The organism is Mycobacterium sp. G7A2 (assembly GCF_041902445.1).
Classification (GTDB): Bacteria; Actinomycetota; Actinomycetes; order Mycobacteriales; family Mycobacteriaceae; genus Mycobacterium.
The window spans coordinates 207,358-226,262 of record NZ_CP169251.1; the positions used below are offsets into that span (position 1 = coordinate 207,358).

General features: G+C 68.9%; 20 protein-coding genes. 6 read left to right on the forward strand and 14 right to left on the reverse strand.

Annotated features, from left to right (window positions below; genetic code table 11):
- Positions 1 to 7: 7 nt before the first annotated feature.
- Together ACEWX3_RS00955 and ACEWX3_RS00960 are read right to left on the reverse strand one after the other, a co-directional pair.
- A complete protein-coding gene (locus tag ACEWX3_RS00955) occupies positions 8 to 346 on the reverse strand; it encodes a DUF3140 domain-containing protein (protein WP_374158473.1) in 339 nt (112 codons plus the stop codon).
- An 11-nt stretch (positions 347 to 357) separates the two neighbouring features.
- Positions 358 to 915 (reverse strand): type 1 glutamine amidotransferase domain-containing protein, encoded by a 558-nt coding sequence (locus tag ACEWX3_RS00960; RefSeq protein WP_207066106.1) that lies wholly within the window; start codon positions 913 to 915, stop codon positions 358 to 360.
- 86 nt (positions 916 to 1,001) lie between these two features.
- On the opposite strand from ACEWX3_RS00960, the gene ACEWX3_RS00965 reads away from it, so the two are divergent.
- Genes ACEWX3_RS00965 through ACEWX3_RS00975 form a run of 3 tightly spaced genes read left to right on the forward strand, consistent with a single transcriptional unit; the run spans position 1,002 to position 2,922 of the window.
- Positions 1,002 to 1,703: a cutinase family protein gene (locus ACEWX3_RS00965; RefSeq protein ID WP_207066105.1), complete on the forward strand. Its 702-nt coding sequence runs from the start codon at positions 1,002 to 1,004 to the stop codon at positions 1,701 to 1,703.
- 23 nt (positions 1,704 to 1,726) lie between these two features.
- The gene (locus ACEWX3_RS00970) at positions 1,727 to 2,446 is read left to right on the forward strand and encodes a CoA pyrophosphatase (protein WP_374158474.1); all 720 of its coding nucleotides are present in this window, start codon (positions 1,727 to 1,729) and stop codon (positions 2,444 to 2,446) included.
- 47 nt (positions 2,447 to 2,493) lie between these two features.
- On the forward strand, positions 2,494 to 2,922 hold the full coding sequence (locus tag ACEWX3_RS00975) for a hypothetical protein (protein WP_207066103.1): 429 nt from the start codon (positions 2,494 to 2,496) through the stop codon (positions 2,920 to 2,922).
- On the opposite strand, the gene ACEWX3_RS00980 is transcribed toward ACEWX3_RS00975, so the two are convergent.
- The 9 genes from ACEWX3_RS00980 to ACEWX3_RS01020 all read right to left on the reverse strand — a co-directional run bounded on the left by ACEWX3_RS00980 (position 2,904) and on the right by ACEWX3_RS01020 (position 10,631).
- Entirely contained in the window at positions 2,904 to 3,842 is a 939-nt protein-coding gene (locus tag ACEWX3_RS00980) for a phosphotransferase (protein ID WP_374158475.1), read from the reverse strand. The genes ACEWX3_RS00975 and ACEWX3_RS00980 overlap by 19 nt on opposite strands.
- A 52-nt stretch (positions 3,843 to 3,894) precedes the next feature.
- Positions 3,895 to 5,136 carry a mechanosensitive ion channel family protein gene (locus ACEWX3_RS00985; protein ID WP_207066102.1) on the reverse strand — a complete coding sequence of 414 codons (1,242 nt, stop codon included), beginning with the start codon at positions 5,134 to 5,136 and terminating at the stop codon, positions 3,895 to 3,897.
- 136 nt (positions 5,137 to 5,272) lie between these two features.
- A complete protein-coding gene (locus ACEWX3_RS00990) occupies positions 5,273 to 5,932 on the reverse strand; it encodes an MOSC domain-containing protein (RefSeq protein ID WP_374158476.1) in 660 nt (219 codons plus the stop codon).
- A 60-nt stretch (positions 5,933 to 5,992) separates the two neighbouring features.
- On the reverse strand, positions 5,993 to 6,517 hold the full coding sequence (locus ACEWX3_RS00995; protein WP_207066100.1) for a DUF4333 domain-containing protein: 525 nt from the start codon (positions 6,515 to 6,517) through the stop codon (positions 5,993 to 5,995).
- 68 nt (positions 6,518 to 6,585) lie between these two features.
- Positions 6,586 to 6,972 carry a DUF2237 family protein gene (locus ACEWX3_RS01000; protein WP_207066099.1) on the reverse strand — a complete coding sequence of 129 codons (387 nt, stop codon included), beginning with the start codon at positions 6,970 to 6,972 and terminating at the stop codon, positions 6,586 to 6,588.
- Between the two features lie 18 nt (positions 6,973 to 6,990).
- Positions 6,991 to 8,010 (reverse strand): GTP-binding protein, encoded by a 1,020-nt coding sequence (locus ACEWX3_RS01005; RefSeq protein WP_374158477.1) that lies wholly within the window; start codon positions 8,008 to 8,010, stop codon positions 6,991 to 6,993.
- 18 nt (positions 8,011 to 8,028) lie between these two features.
- Entirely contained in the window at positions 8,029 to 8,808 is a 780-nt protein-coding gene (locus ACEWX3_RS01010) for an SDR family NAD(P)-dependent oxidoreductase (protein ID WP_221361938.1), read from the reverse strand.
- Positions 8,805 to 10,091, reverse strand: a complete 1,287-nt coding sequence (locus ACEWX3_RS01015; RefSeq protein ID WP_374158478.1) for an amidohydrolase family protein — start codon at positions 10,089 to 10,091, stop codon at positions 8,805 to 8,807. The genes ACEWX3_RS01010 and ACEWX3_RS01015 overlap by 4 nt, the downstream gene beginning before the upstream one ends.
- Before the next feature lie 159 nt (positions 10,092 to 10,250).
- Entirely contained in the window at positions 10,251 to 10,631 is a 381-nt protein-coding gene (locus tag ACEWX3_RS01020) for a hypothetical protein (RefSeq protein WP_374158479.1), read from the reverse strand.
- A gap of 67 nt (positions 10,632 to 10,698) precedes the next feature.
- Between ACEWX3_RS01020 and ACEWX3_RS01025 the strand changes: the two genes are divergently transcribed.
- The gene (locus tag ACEWX3_RS01025; protein ID WP_374158480.1) at positions 10,699 to 11,349 is read left to right on the forward strand and encodes a hypothetical protein; all 651 of its coding nucleotides are present in this window, start codon (positions 10,699 to 10,701) and stop codon (positions 11,347 to 11,349) included.
- A 502-nt stretch (positions 11,350 to 11,851) separates the two neighbouring features.
- Positions 11,852 to 13,804, forward strand: a complete 1,953-nt coding sequence (locus tag ACEWX3_RS01030) for a DUF222 domain-containing protein (protein WP_374158481.1) — start codon at positions 11,852 to 11,854, stop codon at positions 13,802 to 13,804.
- A 26-nt stretch (positions 13,805 to 13,830) separates the two neighbouring features.
- Here the strand turns inward: ACEWX3_RS01030 and ACEWX3_RS01035 are convergent, their stop codons facing one another.
- From ACEWX3_RS01035 to ACEWX3_RS01045, 3 genes are read right to left on the reverse strand one after another with little or no spacing between them, the layout of a single operon-like run.
- Positions 13,831 to 15,252 carry a wax ester/triacylglycerol synthase family O-acyltransferase gene (locus tag ACEWX3_RS01035; RefSeq protein ID WP_374158482.1) on the reverse strand — a complete coding sequence of 474 codons (1,422 nt, stop codon included), beginning with the start codon at positions 15,250 to 15,252 and terminating at the stop codon, positions 13,831 to 13,833.
- A gap of 24 nt (positions 15,253 to 15,276) precedes the next feature.
- Complete coding sequence (locus ACEWX3_RS01040) at positions 15,277 to 16,719, reverse strand: YdiU family protein (protein ID WP_374158483.1); 1,443 nt, start codon at positions 16,717 to 16,719, stop codon at positions 15,277 to 15,279.
- Positions 16,720 to 16,729: 10 nt separating this feature from the next.
- On the reverse strand, positions 16,730 to 17,884 hold the full coding sequence (locus ACEWX3_RS01045; protein ID WP_286183564.1) for a hypothetical protein: 1,155 nt from the start codon (positions 17,882 to 17,884) through the stop codon (positions 16,730 to 16,732).
- Positions 17,885 to 18,003: 119 nt separating this feature from the next.
- Between ACEWX3_RS01045 and ACEWX3_RS01050 the strand changes: the two genes are divergently transcribed.
- On the forward strand, positions 18,004 to 18,897 hold the full coding sequence (locus ACEWX3_RS01050; RefSeq protein WP_374158484.1) for a mycobacterial-type methylenetetrahydrofolate reductase: 894 nt from the start codon (positions 18,004 to 18,006) through the stop codon (positions 18,895 to 18,897).
- Positions 18,898 to 18,905: the final 8 nt, after the last annotated feature.

Genomic DNA, 18,905 nt, shown 5'->3' on the forward strand with positions numbered 1-18,905 from the left:
CCCCTCTCTAGCTGGCGGGCTTGAGCGGATCGTGGCCGAGCGTCATCAGCCGGTGCCGCCAGTGGTCCTGCCCGGCAGTCGGCTCCAGATCCTCGCGCCGCTGGGCGCGGATGTGGTCGACCACATTGCGCATCACCCGTTCGTCGTCGGCGGTCAGGTCGCCTCTGCGCTTCTGCAGAATGGCCAACACGTGACGGCCGGTCTCGCTGCCGGCGTGGTCGGGGAACGCCTCGGAGTGCTCGTCCGCCGAACGGACCCGTAGCCACTCGGAGAGCTCCCGCGAGGTCATGTTGACCACACGGTGGAACTCGTCCCACAACACATCGTCGATGTCGACGTGACTCATCGCCGGCCCCCTCAGGTGTGCGCCGGGGTGTTGGCGAACTGATCGGTGATCGCCTGGCAGAACGCCGGCAGGTCCTTGGGGGACCGGCTGGTGATGAGATCGCCGTCGATGCACACCTGCTGATCGACCACCGTGGCGCCGGCGTTGCGCAGATCGGTCCACAGGCTCGGGTACGAGGTCAGGGTGCGGTCGCGCACGACATCGGCTTCCACGAGCGCCCACGGGCCGTGGCAGATCGCCGCGACGGGTTTGCCGGAGCGCATGAACGCGCCGACGAAGTCGACCGCTGCCCGCTCCAGCCGCAGCTTGTCGGCGTTGACCGTGCCACCCGGCAGCACCAGGCCGTCGTAGTCCTCCACCCGCGCGTCGGCGACTGCGCGGTCCACGACGAAGGTTCCTGCCGGCTCCAGGTCGTGATTGCGGGCTGCGATCTCACCGGTCTGCACCGACAGCAGCTCGACGTGTCCGCCGGCGTCCTGCACTGCGGCACGCGGCTGCTCGAGTTCGACCTTCTCGACACCGTCGGTGGCGAGGAAGGCGATCTTGCGGCCCTGCAGTTCGTTCGGCATTTCTGTACGTCCTTTCATTCGCTGGGACCTCACCGGAGGCCCTGTGTGTGCGGTTACCCGCTCAGGCGCGGGGGTACAGCATCGGCATGAAAATTCGACGATTGGCCCGCGCCGCAGCCGCCGCGGTGTTCGGTGTGTCCGCAGCGGTGATGGGCGGGGTCGCCCCGTCGGCCAGTGCACAGCCCTGCCCCGATGTGGACGTGGTGTTCGCCCGGGGCACCGGCGAGGCACCCGGCGTCGGCGGCGTCGGCCAGGCCTTCGTCGATGCCGTTCGCGCCCAGGCGGCGGGCCGCACCGTCGGCGTCTACGCGGTGAACTACCCGGCCGCCGACAACTTCAGCGACCGCACGGCCTTCGCGAGCACCGTCGTCGACGGCATCCGTGACGCGGCCGACCACGTCCAGGCCGTCGCCGCCACCTGCCCGGACACGCGGATCGTCCTGGGCGGTTACTCCCAGGGCGCCGTGGTCGCCGGGTTCGTGACGTCGGCCCAGGTGCCCGACGGCATCCCGGTCGAGTCGGTGCCCGCACCGATGCCGCCGGAGGTCGCCGACCACGTGGCGGCGGTGGTGCTCTTCGCGCTGCCCTCCGAGGAATTCCTGCGCCAGTTCGGCGCACCGGCGGTGACGATCGGGCCGCGTTACGCCGACAAGACCCTGGCGCTGTGCGCTTCGGGTGACACGATCTGTTCCGGCGCTCCGGGCGGCGGACCGAATCTGGCGCATGCGCTGTACGGGCTGAACGGCTCGGTCAACGAGGCGGCCGCATACGTCGTGTCGCGGTTGTAGCCGGCGCCTCCTAGTCTCGAGCGGTGACCCTCACTTACGACGGCGCGCTGCACGACGTGATCCGGGACCGGTTGGCCGGCCATGACCGCCGTATCGTCGACGACCCCACCAAACGGCACGCTGCGGTCGCGGTGGTGCTGGTGGACTCCGTGCTCGGCGAGGACCGGGTGGATCCCGCACCCGTCGATGACTGGATCGCCGGCCGGCCGATGCCGGAGGCCGGGCTGGACGGCCGCATGGTCGACGTCAGTGGCGGAGCGGCGTTCTTCCTCTGCCGCCGGGCCTCGCGGTTGTCGTCGCATGCGGCCCAATGGGCGTTGCCCGGGGGACGGCTGGATCCCGGCGAGACGGTCGTCGAAGCGGCGCTGCGGGAACTGCACGAGGAGGTCGGTGTGGAACTGGCCGACTCCGCGGTGCTCGGACTGCTCGACGACTATCCGACGCGGTCCGGATACGTGATCACCCCGGTCGTGATCTGGGGTGGTGGACGGCTCGACCCTCAGCCGGCGCCCGACGAGGTCGTGGCGGTCTACCGCGTGGGATTGCACCAGTTGCTGCGAGAGGACTCCCCGCGGTTCGTCGCGATTCCTGAGAGTCCGCGCCCGGTGGTGCAGATTCCGCTGGGTAACGACCTGATTCATGCACCCACTGGAGCGGTGCTGTTGCAGCTGAGATGGCTGTGCCTGGAGGGGCGCAGCGACCGCGTCGACCAGCTCGAACAGCCGGTTTTCGCCTGGCGGTGACGCGGTGCAGGGTTTCCGCTCCCGCCCCCGCGGGTACTTGGCCCGACATGACGCAGACACCCCGCAGCGGCCGGCACCGCCGCGTCCGGCATTTCTATGCCGGCCGTGCGGCGTTGATGTCGGCCCTCGGTGTGGCGGCCGTGACCGGGTGGACCTTGGGGTCGGCTGATTCCGCGCCGAGCGATTCGGCTCCGCAGGCTCGCACGGCTGCGGCCGAAGCCCCGATCGAGATCCAGCACACCGGCCAAGTGGTGGCCGTTTCCGACGATGCCCTGACCACCGTCACTCCCGAGGGACACACCACCACGTTCCGGCTCACCCCCGATACGAACCGGATCACCGGTGGCTTCGAACCGAGCGAGACCGTCGTGGTCGTGGGCGTCGTCCGCAACGGTGTGCCCGTCGCTACCGCCGTCGCCGAGCAGGATGCCGTGGGACCCGGTGGCCCACCGATGGATTACGGGCTGCCGACCTGAGGGCTCGCCCGCCACTCATCCAGCGCTTCTGCCAAACCCTCCGCCAGCACAGGTAACCGAGGGATCAACGTCAGTGCTCCGATGAATTGCAATCGGCGCGCGGCATCCATCAGGTGTTGGACAGTCGGGTCGGTTTGACGCCGACCACTTTCGAGGACTGCACGGTTGTAGTCGTCTGTGGTCTGCGGACCCATCAACGCCAGGTCCCACTCCACCGGACCTTCGCAGACATCCTCGAAGTCCGAGAAACAGATGCCGCTGTTGGTCCGGATCACGTTGTGCGACGGGCAATCACCCTGGATCGGCTGGACGGTGACGCCGGGAAACGTGCGCTCGAATGTGGCCCGGTCGGCCAGCAACGCGCGGAGCGAGGCGAATTCTGCGCGAGCTCGCGCGACGTCGTCAGTCGTCAACAGCGCCACCGTGTCCAGTTGAGCCATCATGTCGGGTAGGCCGTGGTTGAACGGCGCCAGGAACGGCAGCGCACCCGGATAGTCCACGAGGCATGCATGCAGCTCAGCGCTCCAGCAGGCGTCCACGCCCCGGTACGGTTCGTGGTCCGGGGCGAGGTCCGCCAGCTCCCAGAAGGTCATCGAGAATCCGTCGCGACGCACCGGTCGCCGGGGCAGCCGTGGTGAGGGCGGAATGACCGGGACGCCGCGGCGGTGCAGCCATACGGCGACGTCGAGCTCGCGCTGCTGCCGGTCGGCTTGCCGCTGCGGAGAGCTGTCACCGGTGGACACCACGGGGATCCGGGCCACCACCGGCTCGGGCTCCAGGTGCACGACCACGGAGAACACGTCGTGCAGGACGGTCGCGGTCTGAGCCCCCACGCCCAGATCGTGCGCCGCTGACATCGCAGCCCGTGCCGCGCGGCGGGTGCGGTCGGCGAGTTCGTCCTGGGTGAGCACGACCGTCACGATGGCACGGGAAGACCCGCTTGGGCATCCCAATTTGCCCGCCGTGCCGGGCTCAGCCGTCGTAACGCACCTGGGCCAGCTCGCCGTTGCGCCGGGTGTCGTGCTGGCGTTCGTCGTCGAATTCGCGGCTGCGCCGCTCGGCCTCCGCGCTGCCGCTGAACAATCCGGAATCGGCCTGGCGCTGACCCCGGTAGGCGCCGTTCTGCTGGACCCGACGGTCACCGGTGTCGGGCTGGTACTCGAGCCGGCGGCGAGGCAGCGCGCCCGGGCTGGTCCGTTGCAGCCACTGCACCATGCCCTCCCGCACATCGCATCGCAGATCGAACAGCGCCCCCGCATTCGACGCGCTGACCAGCATGCGCACCCGCACGACGCCGTCGACGGCGTCGGTCACCTGCAGTACACCCACGCGTCCGTCCCACTTCGGGTTCGCCTGCAGGATGCGATCCAACTCGGCGCGCATGCCGTCGAACGCCACCGTGAAGTCCACGTCGAGCTCGGCGGTGCCCATCAGCTCCGTCGCGTTGCGCGTCCAGTTCTGGAACGGCTTGCTGGTGAAGTAGGTGCACGGCAGCACGAGCCGGCGCTCATCCCACACCCTGACCACGACATAGGTCAGCGTGATCTCTTCGATCCGGCCCCACTCGTCCTCCAGGACAACGACGTCGCCCACCCGGATGGCCCCCGAGAACGCGATCTGGATGCCGGCGAACACCGACCCGAGCGAGGTCTGCGCGGCCAGGCCGGCGACGACGGACAGTACACCGGCGGAGGCGAGCAGCGTCTTGCCGATGTCGCTGAACGACGGGAACGTCATCAGGGCCGCCGCCCCGCCCAGCACGATGATGACCGCAACAGCCAGTCGGCGCAGGGTGGTGACCTGGGTCATGATCTTGCGCCGGTGCCGGTCGGCATCGCCCAACCCGGAGTCCCCGCCGGCGGCGAACCGGGTCAGCATCTGGCGTTCCACGACCTTGACGAAACTGGCCACCAGCCAGGTGACGGACGCGATCAGCGCCAGGAGCAGCAGGTGGTCGACCCACCCTCGCCAGGCGGCGTCGGCGGAAGCGGTGCGCTGGACCGCGGCGGTCGCGGCGATGATCATCAGCGTCGCGCGCGCCGGGCGCCGGGTCAGGTCGGCGACGTCGTGCAGGACCTGGCTGCGGCGCCCCAACCGGTGCAGTAACCACGACAGCGCCACGCCGAGGAAGTAGGCGGCGACGACCGCCCCGGCCACCCAGGCCGCGGTGCTGGCCACATTGGTTGCGGATTCGATCCCGGTCGATTCAGGCATGAAGCGATGACTCCAGAGTTGAAAGAGGTTTCATCGAGATGATCGGCGCCGACGATGCCGCCGCGCGTAATGCCTTCCCGCCGCGCCGGTGGTGTCAAACGGCAACCGCGGCATCAACAACGATGTGGGAGCGAGCTCACATCGGGTGGTCCGCCCTCCGCGCGATCTTGCTCTTGATGCGGGTGGGCAGTGCGTCGGCCACCGCCAGGGACGGCATCAGATCGGGCTCGAGCATCAGCGCCCGGAACACCATCCCCACCGTCACGGTGTGGTCGGGGCGGTCGACGATCTCGATGCGGTCACCGGATCGCACGCGTCCGGGGTTGATGACGCGCAGGTAGGCCCCGGGTACCCCGGCGGCGGTGAAGGTCTTGATCCAGCCGGGAATGCCGAGCCACGAGGTGAACGTCTTGCAGGGGGTCCGGGGCGAGGTGACTTCCAGCACAAGGCCGTCGTCGCCGACGGCCCAGCGCTCGCCGATGAGGCTGTCGGTGACGGCGACGCCTGTCGTGGTGAGGTTCTCGCCGAACACGCCGTTGGTGAGTTCACGGTCGAGTTTGGTCTGCCACGCGTCGAGGTCTTCGCGCGCGTAGGCGTACACCGCCTGATCGTCGCCGCCGTGGAACTTCGGGTTGCCGATCGAGTCCCCGACGACGCCGCTGCCCAGCCCGCCGCGCCGCGGACCGGGTGCACGGACCGCCAATGGCTCCGCGCTCGGCCGCTTGTCGATTCCGGATCCGAGTGGGGTCTGCGCGGCGGGCGCGACCGCCGTGTTCACCGTCAATACCGAAGCCATATCCAAAACCTAACCAGGTTCTCCGACGGCCGCTGGGTCGGCTGCCTCACCGCCCGAGGACTACTCGAGAAGCTCCCACTGGTCGTTCTCACCGATCGGCGCCGCCGTGAGCCGTACGGTGCGCTCGTCGCCGTCCTCGTCGGCGGCCGTGCAGTCGAACGTCTGCCCGATCTCCACCGCCTTCAGGCCCTCCCCGCACGTCACGGTCACCGGGAAGCCGAGCTGATTGGTCAGCTCGTCCGACAGCGTCGTTCCGACGCTGGGCAGATCGTAGAGCGTGTCGAGAGTTTCGAAGTTGACGTTGTAGTCCTCGTCGGTGACCGTCGACTCGACCCGCACCGACTGATCACCCACCTGCGCGGTGCAGAGGATCTTCTCGCCGGGCCCGGGATTCTGGTCTTCAGGGCAGTCGACCGACGAAACCTGTTGGGAGATCGTCTCGTAGCTGGTGTTCAGCTCGTCGGTGATCGCGTTCTGCAGCTTCTCGTGGTCCAGCCCGCCACTGGAGAACGAGAAGCTGCATGCGGTGAGCAACAGTGCCGACCCGCAGGTCAACAGCGCGGCGCGGTGAGTCGATGTGGCCATCGGAGTTCCTCGATCCCTGGCGAAGGAGCACCAAGATCATAATTTGCCGGGAGGTTCAGGTAAACACCTCACAGCCCGGCGGGATCGTCGGGGACGTCCACGGCGTAGCGCTTCAGGACGTCGAGCGGGACGGCGTCGAGTGTCCGTTCGTGCGTCGAGGCCAGGACGACGGGGCAGGCCCGCCCGTCCTGATGGGCGCGCAGCCAGTTCAACGCGGTCACACACCAGCGGTCGCCGGGCACCAGGCCCGGGAACCGGTAGGCGGGCATGGGGGTGGACAGGTCGTTGCCGATTCCGCGCTGGTGGGCCAGGAAGTCGGCGGTCATCACCCCGCAGATGGTGTGTAGGCCGAGGTCCTGCTCACCGGTGCTGCAGCAGCCGTCACGGTAGAAACCGGTCAGCGGATCGGTGCCACATTCGTGCAGCGGTTGGCCGAGAACGTTGCGATCTGCCATCCGTCCAGTATCGCGCTTTCAGATGCTGAGGCGGCGATAGCGCTGCAGCCGGCGGATCCCCTCGGCCGGCGGTGCCCCGTCGACCGGCAGCAGGGCGTCGCGCAGTCTTTTCGCCACCGCGTCGACGTCCAGATGCATCCCGATGGCGACCAGCGAATTGGCCTTGGCGCGCGGGGGCGCGGCCGCGAGGTGGATCGACGGTCCGACCACGTTGACGGCATAGGCACGGGTGGTGGACCGGTACCGGATCGCCACCGTGCCCTTCAACCGGTACACACCCGGCGGCGGATCCTCCAGCAGATCGATCACCGCGCCGGGATCGACGCAGCCGTCGCCGATCTCGGTCACCGCGTCGGCGTGCACGTGGTCGGGGTCGTGGGCGTGCGCCTCGTCGAAGAACAACTCGCGCAACGTGAGCTGACCCGATTCCTCCTCGGCCGCCGACACGTCGTAGAGCAGCGCGGGGTCGATGCGCCCGGCGACCGCGCCGACGACCTGCGCGTGCGGGTTCAGTTCGCGCACTCGGCTTTCCACTCGCTGCAACACGGTGTCGCGGTCGTTCTCGGCGATCTGATCGAGCTTGTTGACCACCACCAGGGTCGCCGCGGCGTAGCGGGCCGGCGGGGTGGGATCGCGGTCCACGGTCTGAAAGTGTGTCACCGCGTCCAGGACGTCGACGACGCCGCCCGGGCGTACGCCGTCCACGCCGCTGAACCGGAGCATGCGGGCGATCGCCAGCGGGTCGGCCAGGCCGCTGGCCTCCACGATGATCGCGTCCAGCCGCAACTTCGGGTCGGCGAGGCGGGCCAGCGCCACGTCGAGCCCGCCGTCGTCGGGCAGGCAGCAGATGCATCCGCCGGCGATCGATGCCGGCTCGTCGACCTGACCGGTGACCAGTCCGGCATCGACGTTGAGTTCACCGAAGTCGTTGATCACCACGCCGATCCGGGCGTCGGGACTGCGCAACACGTGGTTGAGCAGGGTGGTCTTCCCGGCGCCCAGATACCCGGTGAGTGCGATGACGGGTATCGGTTGCACACCGCTCCTTTCAGGGCTTCAGCGGAAACCTGCTGCGCCGCCGTCGATCAGGATGGTTTGCGCGGTGACGAACGACGCTTCGTCGCTGAGCAGAAACGCCACCGCGGGACCGATGTCGGTGGAGACGTCACCGAGCCGACCCATCGGCACCCCGCGCAGACTGCGTTCATAGGCGTCCGGCGCCATCTCCCGCCAGGCGCGGATCCCGTCGGACTCGGCGAACGGACACACCACGTTGACCCGAATGTTGTCGCGGCCCCATTCCAGCGCAGCGACCTTGGAGATGCCGCGGATGGCCTCCTTGGCGCCGGCATAGGCGCCGAACTTCGGCTTGCCCATCGTCCCGGAGCCGGAACCGAGATTGACGATGCTTCCGCCACCGCCGGCGAGCAGAACCGGGTGCACTGCCTGCATCAACTCGAACGTGGCCCGGGGCCCGACATCGAACACCAGGTCGTAGTCGGCGCGGGTGATCTCCATGAACCGCTTGGGTTCGTTGGTCGCGATCGCATTGTTGACCAGTCCGTGCACCGCGCCCCAGTGCTCGACCGCTGCGCCGACGATGCGTTGGGCGCTGCCGGGGTCGCGAAGGTCGACCGCCAGGGGTGCGACGCGGCGGCCCGCGGCCGTCAACTCTGCGGTGGTCTCCGCGAGTAACCGCTCGTCACGGTCGACCAACAGCGCGGTGGCGCCGCGCTCGGTGACCGCGGCGGCGATGCCCTTGCCCACCCCGCGGGCCGCGCCGGTGATGATGATGACGCGCCCGTCGAGCAGCGTCGTCGGCACCCGGGCCGTCATGTGGCGCGCACCAGGTTGTTCTTGACGATCACACCGTCTTTGACGATGAGGCACAGATTGTCCTCGGGCTCCCCGAGAAGACCGAGATCGGCCAGCGGGTCGCCGTCGACGAGCAACACGTCGGCCCATGCGCCGCAACGGATCTCGCCCAGTCGGGCGGCCCGGTACGGGTCGCGCTCGCCGGCGAGCCGGAACAACTCGGCGTTACCCGAGGTGACCATCTTCAGCGCCTGGGCGTTGGTCATGTACTCGCCCAGTCGCGTCATCATCTCGCTCTGCAGCGCATCCCGGTCCGGCTCGAACAGCAGATCCGTGCCCCAGGCCACCTTGACGCCATGTTTGGTCGCCCATCGGTACAACTGATCGGTGCCTGCGCAGATCTCCTTGTTCTTCGCGGCGCTGTCCGGGTTGAGGAAGCCGTGATCGTGTTCGGCGAACGGCTGCGTGGACAGCCACACGCCCCGCTCGGCGAGCATGGCGACCGTCGCCTCGTCGGCGAGGTGGCCGTGCTCGATCGACTTCACCCCCGCCTCAACCGCCCGACGGATCCCGGTGACGTTGTAGACGTGGGTGGCGACGTAGGTGCCGTAGTCCTCGGCGGCCTGGACCGCGGCCCGCAGTTCGGCGGCGGTGAACTGCACGGTGTAGAGCGGGTCGTACAGCGATGCCGCCCCGCCACCGACCATCAGTTTGATCTGGGTGGCACCGAGCTTGAGTTGTTCCCGCACCGCGGCCAGCACGCGTTCCGGACCGTCGGCGACCCGCATGAAACCGATTTGTTCGGCGCGGGACTCGTTGCCCCCCAGCGCCGTCGGGCGCTCGTAGACGAAGCTGAAATCACCGTGCCCGCCGGTCTGGGAGATCGCGGCCTGGCTGGGGTAGATGCGCGGACCCAGCTCGGGCTGGGCGTCGATGACCTTGCGGATACCTGCGGTGTCGCCGGCCATGTCCCGCACCGTGGTGAAGCCGCGCAACAAAGTGTCCTTGGCTTTCGCCAGCGTCGCCGCGGCGAGCTGCGTCTGCGAACCCATGACGAGATCGATCACGGTATTGGCCATGCCGACCAGATGGACATGGGCGTCGGTCATCCCCGGCATCAGCGTGCGCCCGGCTCCGTCGATGACCACATCGCCGTCGCCGGTGCTGATCGGCGACGACTCGACAGCGGCGATGGTGCGGCCCTCGATCAGGACATGGCCGTCGTAGAGGTGCTCGGAGACACCGTCGAAGATCCGGACGTTCTCGATCAGCAAGCGCCGGCCCGCCGACGTGTCCGCGCCCATCCTGGCCACCTCCTCGTGCGTCCCGCACAGGTTAGCCCGCCACCGGATCCGCACCATCGGTAGCCTCGTTCGGTGGGAATCGAGCGACCGGAGAGCGGTCCAGACATGGATCAGCCGGGCCTGATCGTGTTCAGGCCCGGCTAGTCCGTTCTCGTCGACTCAGGGAGCAGGAATGGTCGCGCAACCCACACCGGGGATGCAGCCGCTGGCCCCGCCCGGGCCCGCGGTTCCGCTCGGCCCCACGGGACTCAGGCTGCCGGTCGCACCCTCCGGCCCCGCCGCGCCGCCCGGGCCGCCGGGAATGGCGCCCGAGGCTCCGCCAGGACCGGCTTCGCCCCCGGGACCGCCTGGAATGGCGCCCTCGGCGCCGCCCGGGCCGGCCACACACGGTCCGCCGTCGGGGTTCACGCACGCCGGCGGCGGCGGTGGCGGTGGCGCCGGCGGCGGAGGATTGGCTCCCGCCAACGGAGCAGTGGTGATCGCGGCCGCCGCGGCGCCCACGAAGAACAGGGATCCGAGGTTAAATGTCTTGTGTCGCATGACAGAGCAATAACCCGATAGCGCACAATCAAAACCCCCTAACTTTTTCGGGTGGCATCCTGGCCAGATGGGATTGCTGATCCGGCTGATCGAGCTCTTGGTGATTGCGCTGCCGCTGGTTGGCGTGGGTTATGCGACCTTCAGGGCCATCGCCTCGGCGCGCTCGCGGGACCAGGTGCAAGCGTCTCCAGCGGACCCACAGCTACCGGCAGACTCCGATGCGGCGCAGCGGCGGGCGGTCGAGCGCACCATCGAAGAGCATGACCGGACTGACACGAGATGGTTGGACTACGAGCTGGACGTGGCGAAGTTGCTCGACTATCCGGTGATGACCGACATGCGAGACCCGCTGACGGAGAGGTTTCACCGCGCCAAGCTACGGGCGGACTTCCTCAGGCCTGCCGAGCCGGTCGACCTCGTCTCTGACCGGGACTCCGCCCGCGAGTACCGCGACGCAGTGCAGGAGTATGTGACGGCATTCGACATTGCCGAAGCCGAAGCAATTCGCCGCCGCCGCAGCGACTTCGGTGACGACGAGCAGGAGCGGCTGTCCCGTGCTCAGCGGCTGCTGCGAGTCGCTTCCGACAGCGCGGCGACCGCGCAGGAACGCGAGCGTGCCTACCAACTGGCTCGTCGCGAACTCGACGGATTGATCGTGCTGCCGGAACGGGCGCGGGTCGCATTGGAACGCGGAATCAGCGGCGAACTGGGAAGTTGACGCTCTGGGAGGAGCCTTCGTCGTGAGGCTCGTTCGGCCCACTTCCTGACTGTCTGCGCGGGAGCCTGCGCTTGGGGGCCGCGCACCACCGATCTTGCGCCGGGCCCGCGGCTGTCGGCGTCACCTGCGTTGATGTAGTTGGTGGTTCGTCCGGCGTCGTGCTCTGTGCGTTTCTCCCTCGGAGTCTGTGGCGTTCTGCTCCTGGGAGGGGGCTAAGGCATCCCCGTTCACGAACCCCGCTTGGGGTAGTTCCCATTCCCGAACCCCGCTTGGGGTTGTCCCCATTCCGAACCCCGCTCCGCCTTGGGGTTGTCCCGAGTCGCGAGTTGAACCCTGCTTGGGGTTATCCCCAATTGCGTTTTCATCCCCATCCCGGTTGCGGCCGCCTCACTCGCGCTTTCTGCCCTCGAGGGTTATCCCCAATTGCGTTTTCATCCCCAACCTGAGCGGGATGGTGTCGCGGGACGGCTGAGTGTCCCCGGCGCTGATTAATGTAGAACACATGTTCGATGGTTCGCTTCCATGTCCGGCCGCTCTGGCCGAGGTCTCGGATGGCGAGTTGATCGAGGCGATCACCGGCTGGGCGGGCGCCGCGGCCGCGGCTCAGGCCCGACTGTTGGCCGCGGTGGCCGAACGGCGTCGCCGCGCCGAGACCGCCGCCGACGCTGATCCGGTGCGCACCCGGTGGGCGTGTGACCCCGTTGATGAGGCCGCCGCCCAGATCGGGTGCGCACTGACCGTCTCCCACGGCCGCGCCGTGGCGTTGATGGACACCGCGGTCATCCTGCGTGATCATCTGCCCCGCCTCAACGCCCGCTTCCTGGCCGGCCAGGTCAGCGAGCGCGTGGTCGCGCGCATCGTGTGGCTGTGCGCCCTGGTCGTCGACGAACAGGTATGGGCCCAACTCGACGAACAGTTCGCCACCGCGGCCAGCACCTGGGGGACGCTGTCCGGCGACAAACTCGACACCGCGATCACCGTGTGGATCCACACCCTCGACCCCGACGCCGTCCGGCGCGCGGCCACCGCCCACCGCGGCCGCGATGTCCGCATCGGCGGCCGCGATCAGGCCGCGGGCACCACCAGCGTGTGGGGCCGGATCAACTCCCTCGACGCCGCGATCGCCGCGGCCCGCCTCAAAGCCATGGTCAACAGCGTGTGCGGCGAGGATCCGCGCACCACCGCCCAAAAACGCGCCGACGCGTTCGGCGCGGTGTTCGCCGGAGCGTTCCATCTGAGCTGCCTGTGCGGTCAACCCGACTGCCCGGTCGCCGCCGTCCCCGACGCCCGCGCCACCAGCATCACCGTCCACGTCGTCGCCGACCACACCACCCTCGACGCCACCCCCGACCCCGCCCTGCACGGCAGCGACGACACCACCGACACCGACGCCGAAGCCGACTCCGAACTCGGACCTGAACCCGTCCCCGGACCGGACACTGAACCTGCGCGCGCCCCCGAGCCCGCGCACAGTGCTCAACCGTCCACCGCGAACCTGCAACCCACACCCCCGACCGACCCTGAATCGCCGGCGGCACCCAGACCCGAGCCTGACCCGGAGCTCGAGCCCAACGCCGAGCCCTCGAGTACAACCTCGAATACAACTGGATCCCCGGGCAACACCGACCTGCCGCCCGCTGCCCCCAAACCGCCGCCACAGGCCGAACCTCAACCCGCCCCCGCCCCCGCCGCCCCGGCTCGTCCGGCGGTGATCCTCGGGCTGCGCGCAGCGGTGCTACCCCCAGCCCTGCTGGCCGAAGTCCTCACCCGCGGCGCCACAGTTCGTACAGTGGCCGACCCCCGCGCCCTGCCGGTCACCCCCGGCTACCGGCCCACCACCGCCCACGACGAATTCGTGCGCTGCCGCGACCTGACCTGCCGCATACCCGGCTGCGACCGCCCCGCCCTCGGCGCCGACCTCGACCACAGCAACCCCTGGCCCGCCGGACCCACCCACCCGGCCAACCTCAACGGCAAATGCCGCCTACACCACCTGCTCAAAACCTTCTGGGAAGGCTGGACCGAACAGCAACGACCCGACGGCACCCTGCACATCAGCACCCCCACCGGGCACACCTACACCACACGACCGTTCTCGGCGCTGCTGTTCCCCACCTGGACCACCACCACAGACCCACCCCCCACCACGACCACCGGGACCCCCGCCGGCTGCACCGCCCCGCCACCACCCGAGACGGGCACTGAAGATGCCGCTACGCCAACGCACCCGCGCCGACAACCGCGCCGCCTACATCACCGCCGCCCGCCAACACAACGCGCTCCAAGCCGAACTCGACCGCGCCGCCGAACAAGCAGCCGCCGAACAACGCCGCGCCCGCCGCAACGCCATCCCCCACAACCCCCGAGACCCCGAATGGCACGCCCGCCAAGAGGCAGTCGACGCCCTCCGGCAATCCATCAACCGCCCACCCGACTACCGCAACGACCCCAATGACCCACCACCGTTCTGAGCGGACGGGCCTAGCCGTGCTGGTCGACCGAAGCCTTCTCCAGGTCGGCGAGCGCTTCCCCGGTGTACACCGCCAGACGCTGCAGGCTGGGCAGTCGGTCGCGGCAGCCCACGAAGCCCAAGTTGATGGTGTCGGCGTAGCTCTGCAGCGTGATGTTCAACGCCATCCCGTGGATGGGGATCGACACGGGATACGTTGCTTCGAGCCGGGAACCGTTGAAGTACAACGGTTCCGGCGGGCCCGGCACGTTGGAGACACACAGATTGAACGTGTACGGCCACGGCGGCGCGACGCCGGTCAACGCCCCGGCGATCTGCCCGCCGGCCGGGGCCAGCAGCGCCGCGCTGTACGCGATGATCGCGGTGGGTGACATCGTCTGTAGCTGGGCCTTGGACGCGCGGGTTGCCGCGGTGATCGTCTGTAGCCGCTCCACCGGGTCGGCGATGTCCGTCCCCATGGGCGCCAAGATGGCACCGACCGCGTTGCCGCCCCCCTCGTCACCCTTGGGGCGCACGTTGACCGGCAGGAAGGCGACCAACGAACGCTCGGGGAGTTCGTCCATGTCAGCCAGGAATGTGCGCAGCCCGCCTCCGATGATGGCCAGCGCCACGTCGTTGATGGTGGCGCCGTGCTGAGAACTGAGCGCCTTGAGCCGGTCGAACTCGTACTGCTGGGTGGCGAACCGACGGTTGCGGCTGATGCGCGCGTTGAGGATGCTGTGCGGCGCCGAGGCCGACCCCGCGATGTGCGCGTACTCGCCGTCGCGGCGGATCTGCGTGTTGACCAGAGCATTGGTCAGGTCGATCGCCGAGCTCACCCCGCCGGTGACGGTGGAGCCGAGACCGCCGAGCGCTCGCAGTGTGGCCGTCAACGGGTTCGACGTGCCGGCCTCGCGCGGCGGCCGCGCCGGCGTCGGAACGTTGAAGAACATCCGGACGTCCTGGGATTCTCGGTCCTTGGACAGGCTGCGACCCAGCATCCGCATCGCGCTGTACCCGTCGACAAGGGCGTGGTGGATCTTCATGTACAGCGCGAAGCGACCGCCCTCTAGCCCCTCGATGACGTGCAACTCCCACGGCGGACGGGTCAGGTCCAGATGATTGCTGTGCAGTCGGGACACCAGGATGCCCAGCTCGCGCTCGTCGCCCGGACTGGCCAGCGCCGATCGGCGAACGTGATAGTCGAAGTCGAAGTCGACGTCCTCCACCCAGCTGTGCAGCGGGCTGAACTGCAGGCGGGGGTGAGCCAGCTTGCGGTTCCACGGGGCCACCACCTCCTGGCGGCGCGCCTCGTCGATCATGCGGCGCAGATAGTCGCGTGGCGCATCGGCCGGGGGAGTGAAGGGCAGAAGACCCGCGACGTGTATCTTCGAGCTCGACGTCTCGCCGTAGATGAACAGCAGATCCTGGGGGCTGAGGCGCACAGAGCTCACCGCTGAGACGCTACGCCGGTGTGGTCAGGTTCCACAGAAAGTTCGGAAGGAGGCGGTGAACTCCTTCTGACCCGGCTCGGCATACCGTTCGAGCCCGGCGCGCTCCTCGAAGGGCGAACCGACCGCGGACATCAACGCCTCGAAGGGCGCCAGGTCGCCGGCGGTGGCCGCCGTCAGCGCCTCCTCGACGAGGTGATTGCGCGGAATGTAGACGGGGTTGGCGCGGTCCATCAGATCGGCGTCGGGCTGCAGGGCGCGCCAGCGGGTGAGCCAATCATCGAAGGTGGCCAGGTCGATGAACTCACCGCGCACCGGTTCGGCATCACCGCGCGCGGCCTGGGCCAGCCGGCGGAAGAACGACGTGTAGTCGAGCCCGTTCTGCTGCAGCTGGGTCAGCGCTTCGCCGGCCAATCCGCCCACGACATCGCCCGGCACGTCGGGCAGCCCGAGCTTGTCCGCCATGCCGGCCGTCCAGCGGCGGTCGTAGTGCCCCTGGAAGGCGTGCAGCGACGTCTCCGCCAACGTGATGGCACGCTCGGTGTCCTCGTCGAACAACGGCAACAACGCCTCGGCGAAGCGGGCCAGGTTCCACAACGCGACCGAGGGTTGGTTCCCGTAGGCGTAGCGGCCCCAGCTGTCGATCGAGCTGTACACCGTCTCCGGGTCGTAGGCCTCCATGAAGGCACACGGACCGTAGTCGATGGTCTCTCCGGAGATGGTCATGTTGTCGGTGTTCATCACGCCGTGCACGAATCCGACCAGCATCCACCGCGCCACCAGATCGGCCTGGTCGGCGATCACCGCGTCGAAAAGCGCCAGATAGGGGTGCTCGGCGCCGGCAGCCGACGGGTGATGGCGCGCGATGGCGTGGTCGGCGAGCCGCGTGAGCAGCGCCCGATCACCGGTCGAGGCGGCGTACTGGAACGTGCCGACCCGCAGATGGCTGGAAGCGACGCGGGCCAGCACGGCGCCGGGCAATTGCGTCTCCCGGTACACCGGGCGGCCGGTGGCCACCACAGCCAACGCGCGGGTGGTCGGCACTGCGAGTGCGTGCATGGCCTCACTGATCACGTATTCGCGCAGCATCGGGCCCACCGCGGCCAGACCGTCCCCGCCGCGGGCGAACGGCGTGCGTCCCGAGCCCTTCAGATGCAGGTCGCGCATCCGGCCCTCACCGTCGGTGAACTCGCCGAGCAACAGGGCACGCCCGTCACCGAGCCTGGGCACGAACCCGCCGAACTGGTGGCCGGCATAGGCCTGGGCGGCCGGCGCTGCCCCCTCGGGCACATCGGTGCCGAGCAGCAGACCCAACCCGGGCCCGCGCAACCAGTCGGGATCGAGGCCCAGTTCACCGGCGAGGACGGTGTTCAGGACCAGCAGGCGCGGTTCGGGCGCCGACTCGGCCTGCCAGCGCACCGCCAGTTCGGGGAGGTCGCTGACGAACCTGTCCTGCAGCGCGATACTCACTCTTCCCAGCCTACGGAGCGAGCGGGATGACGGCGATGGCGTCGACCTGAGATGCGACGGCGAATCGGCGGTCGCTCTCCTCGAGCACCAGCGCACCGACCGGATCGGTGTACTGGCCGTCCTCGGGTAGCACCAATGCCCGCTGACCGGGCGCCACATCGGCGATCTGAATCGCGGACGCGGGCGGTTGCACCTGGGTCATACCGTCGTCGGCCAGCTGCCACACCAGCGGCGGGTAGGTCTCCGGCCGGTCGCATCGCCACGTCATGAGGCTCAACTCCGGCAGCCCCTCGCTCGGCCACCACAGCTTGGGCACCCGGGAACCGCTCTCCGCATCGGTGCCGGCGACGTCGTAAGTCTGCTGCGAGCCGTCGGCGTCGGTGATCTCCACGGCCGCCGTACCGCAGGCGCCATCGGTGGCGCGGTAGAGGGCATACGCCAGCCGCGCACCGTCGGCGCTGAGCCGGGCCACCGTCACCGGACTGTTCGCATCCACCTGCCCCAGGGACGCCGGTGGCACCGAACCCCGGACCGCGTAGAGCGTGTCGGGCCCCCCGAACGGAGACGGGGGCTGTTCGACGCGGGCGATGACGGCGGTGCCGCCGCGCGCCACGAGCAGCCGCGGCTCGCCGGGCCGGATCCCGGCCACCGGCGGCAGGTCGACGATCTGCGCCAGCGCCGGCTGTGCGTCGGGATCGGCCAGGTCCAGCTGCATCAGCCGATTCGGCTGCTCCCACCAGACCACGGTGCTGCCCCCGCCGGTGCCGACGGCGGAGCCCACGTCGACGGACAGCGTGTTCGACTCTCCGGTCGACACATCCAGGGTGGTCAACGTGTTGTCCGCCGTCCTGGCGAACACGAAGCGGTAGTCCTCGGTGGTGATCAGGTCGTTGGACGGCGGAAACGAGCCCGCCACCGACGCCACGACCTCCGTTCCGTCCACGACCCCGATCTCGTCAGCCGATCGATAGGCCAACCGCGGACCGCTCGGTGCCGGCGGCGCGGTGGTCGTCGGATCGAACGGCGAACTGGGCAGCGCGGTGCTGGACGTGGTGGACCCGGATGAGGGCTCCACCGCGGTGCACGCCGCGAGCGCGGCCGCCAGCATCGTCGTCAGGACGATCAGCAGCGCGCGGGCCTGAAGAGGTTTCTGAGCAAGGTTCATGAGGCTTCCTCCATGAATACACGCAGAAGGCGGGCACGCGGCGGCCCCGCCGGGTCGGTATCGTGATTCACCCGGATGACCTGCCCGCCCCGAGTACGTCAGATGTGGAGCTAATACCTGTGAGCCTGAACACCATCGCGCTCGAGCTGGTGCCCCCGAACGTCGATCGGGGCCGCGAGCACGCACTGGAGGAGGCCGAGAAGGTCCTGCGGTGCTCCAAGGAAGCGGGACTCGAGGACCGCATCCGCCACGTCATGATCCCGGGGATGATCGAGGAGGACGACGGGCGGCCGGTGGAGATGAAGCCGAAGCTCGACGTCCTGGATTTCTGGTCGATGATCAAGCCGGAACTGCCGGGCATCAAGGGCCTGTGTACTCAGGTCACCGCATTCATGGACGAGGACGCACTGCGTACCCGGCTGACCGAACTCGGCGACAGCGGCTTCGAGGGCATCGCCTTCGTCGGCGTGCCCCGCACACTCAACGACGGTGAGGGCACCGGTGTGGCCCCGACAGACGCGTTGTCGCTGTTCGAGGGTGTCGTCGAGCACCGCGGGGCCATCCTGATCCCCACCCGTGAGGGGGAGCAGGGCCGGTTCACCTTCAAGTGCGACCGCGGCGCGACCTACGGCATGACCCAGCTGCTGTACTCCGACGCGATCGTCGGATTCCTCCGCGACTTCGCCGCCACCACCGACCACCGGCCCGAGATCCTGCTGTCATTCGGGTTCGTGCCGAAGGTCGAGAGCCGTGTCGGGCTGATCGAGTGGCTCATCCAGGATCCCGGCAACGAGGCCGTGGCGGCGGAACAGCAGTTCGTCCGCACGCTGGCCGAGACCGATCCGGCGGGTCGGCGGGCGATGATGCTGGATCTCTACAAGAGCGTCATCGACGGGGTGGGCGAGCTCGGCTTCCCGCTGTCGGTGCACTTCGAGGCGACCTACGGCGTCAACACCGCGGCGTTCGAGACGCTCGCCGAGATGCTGGCCTACTGGTCGCCCGACAGACGCTGAACCGTCTG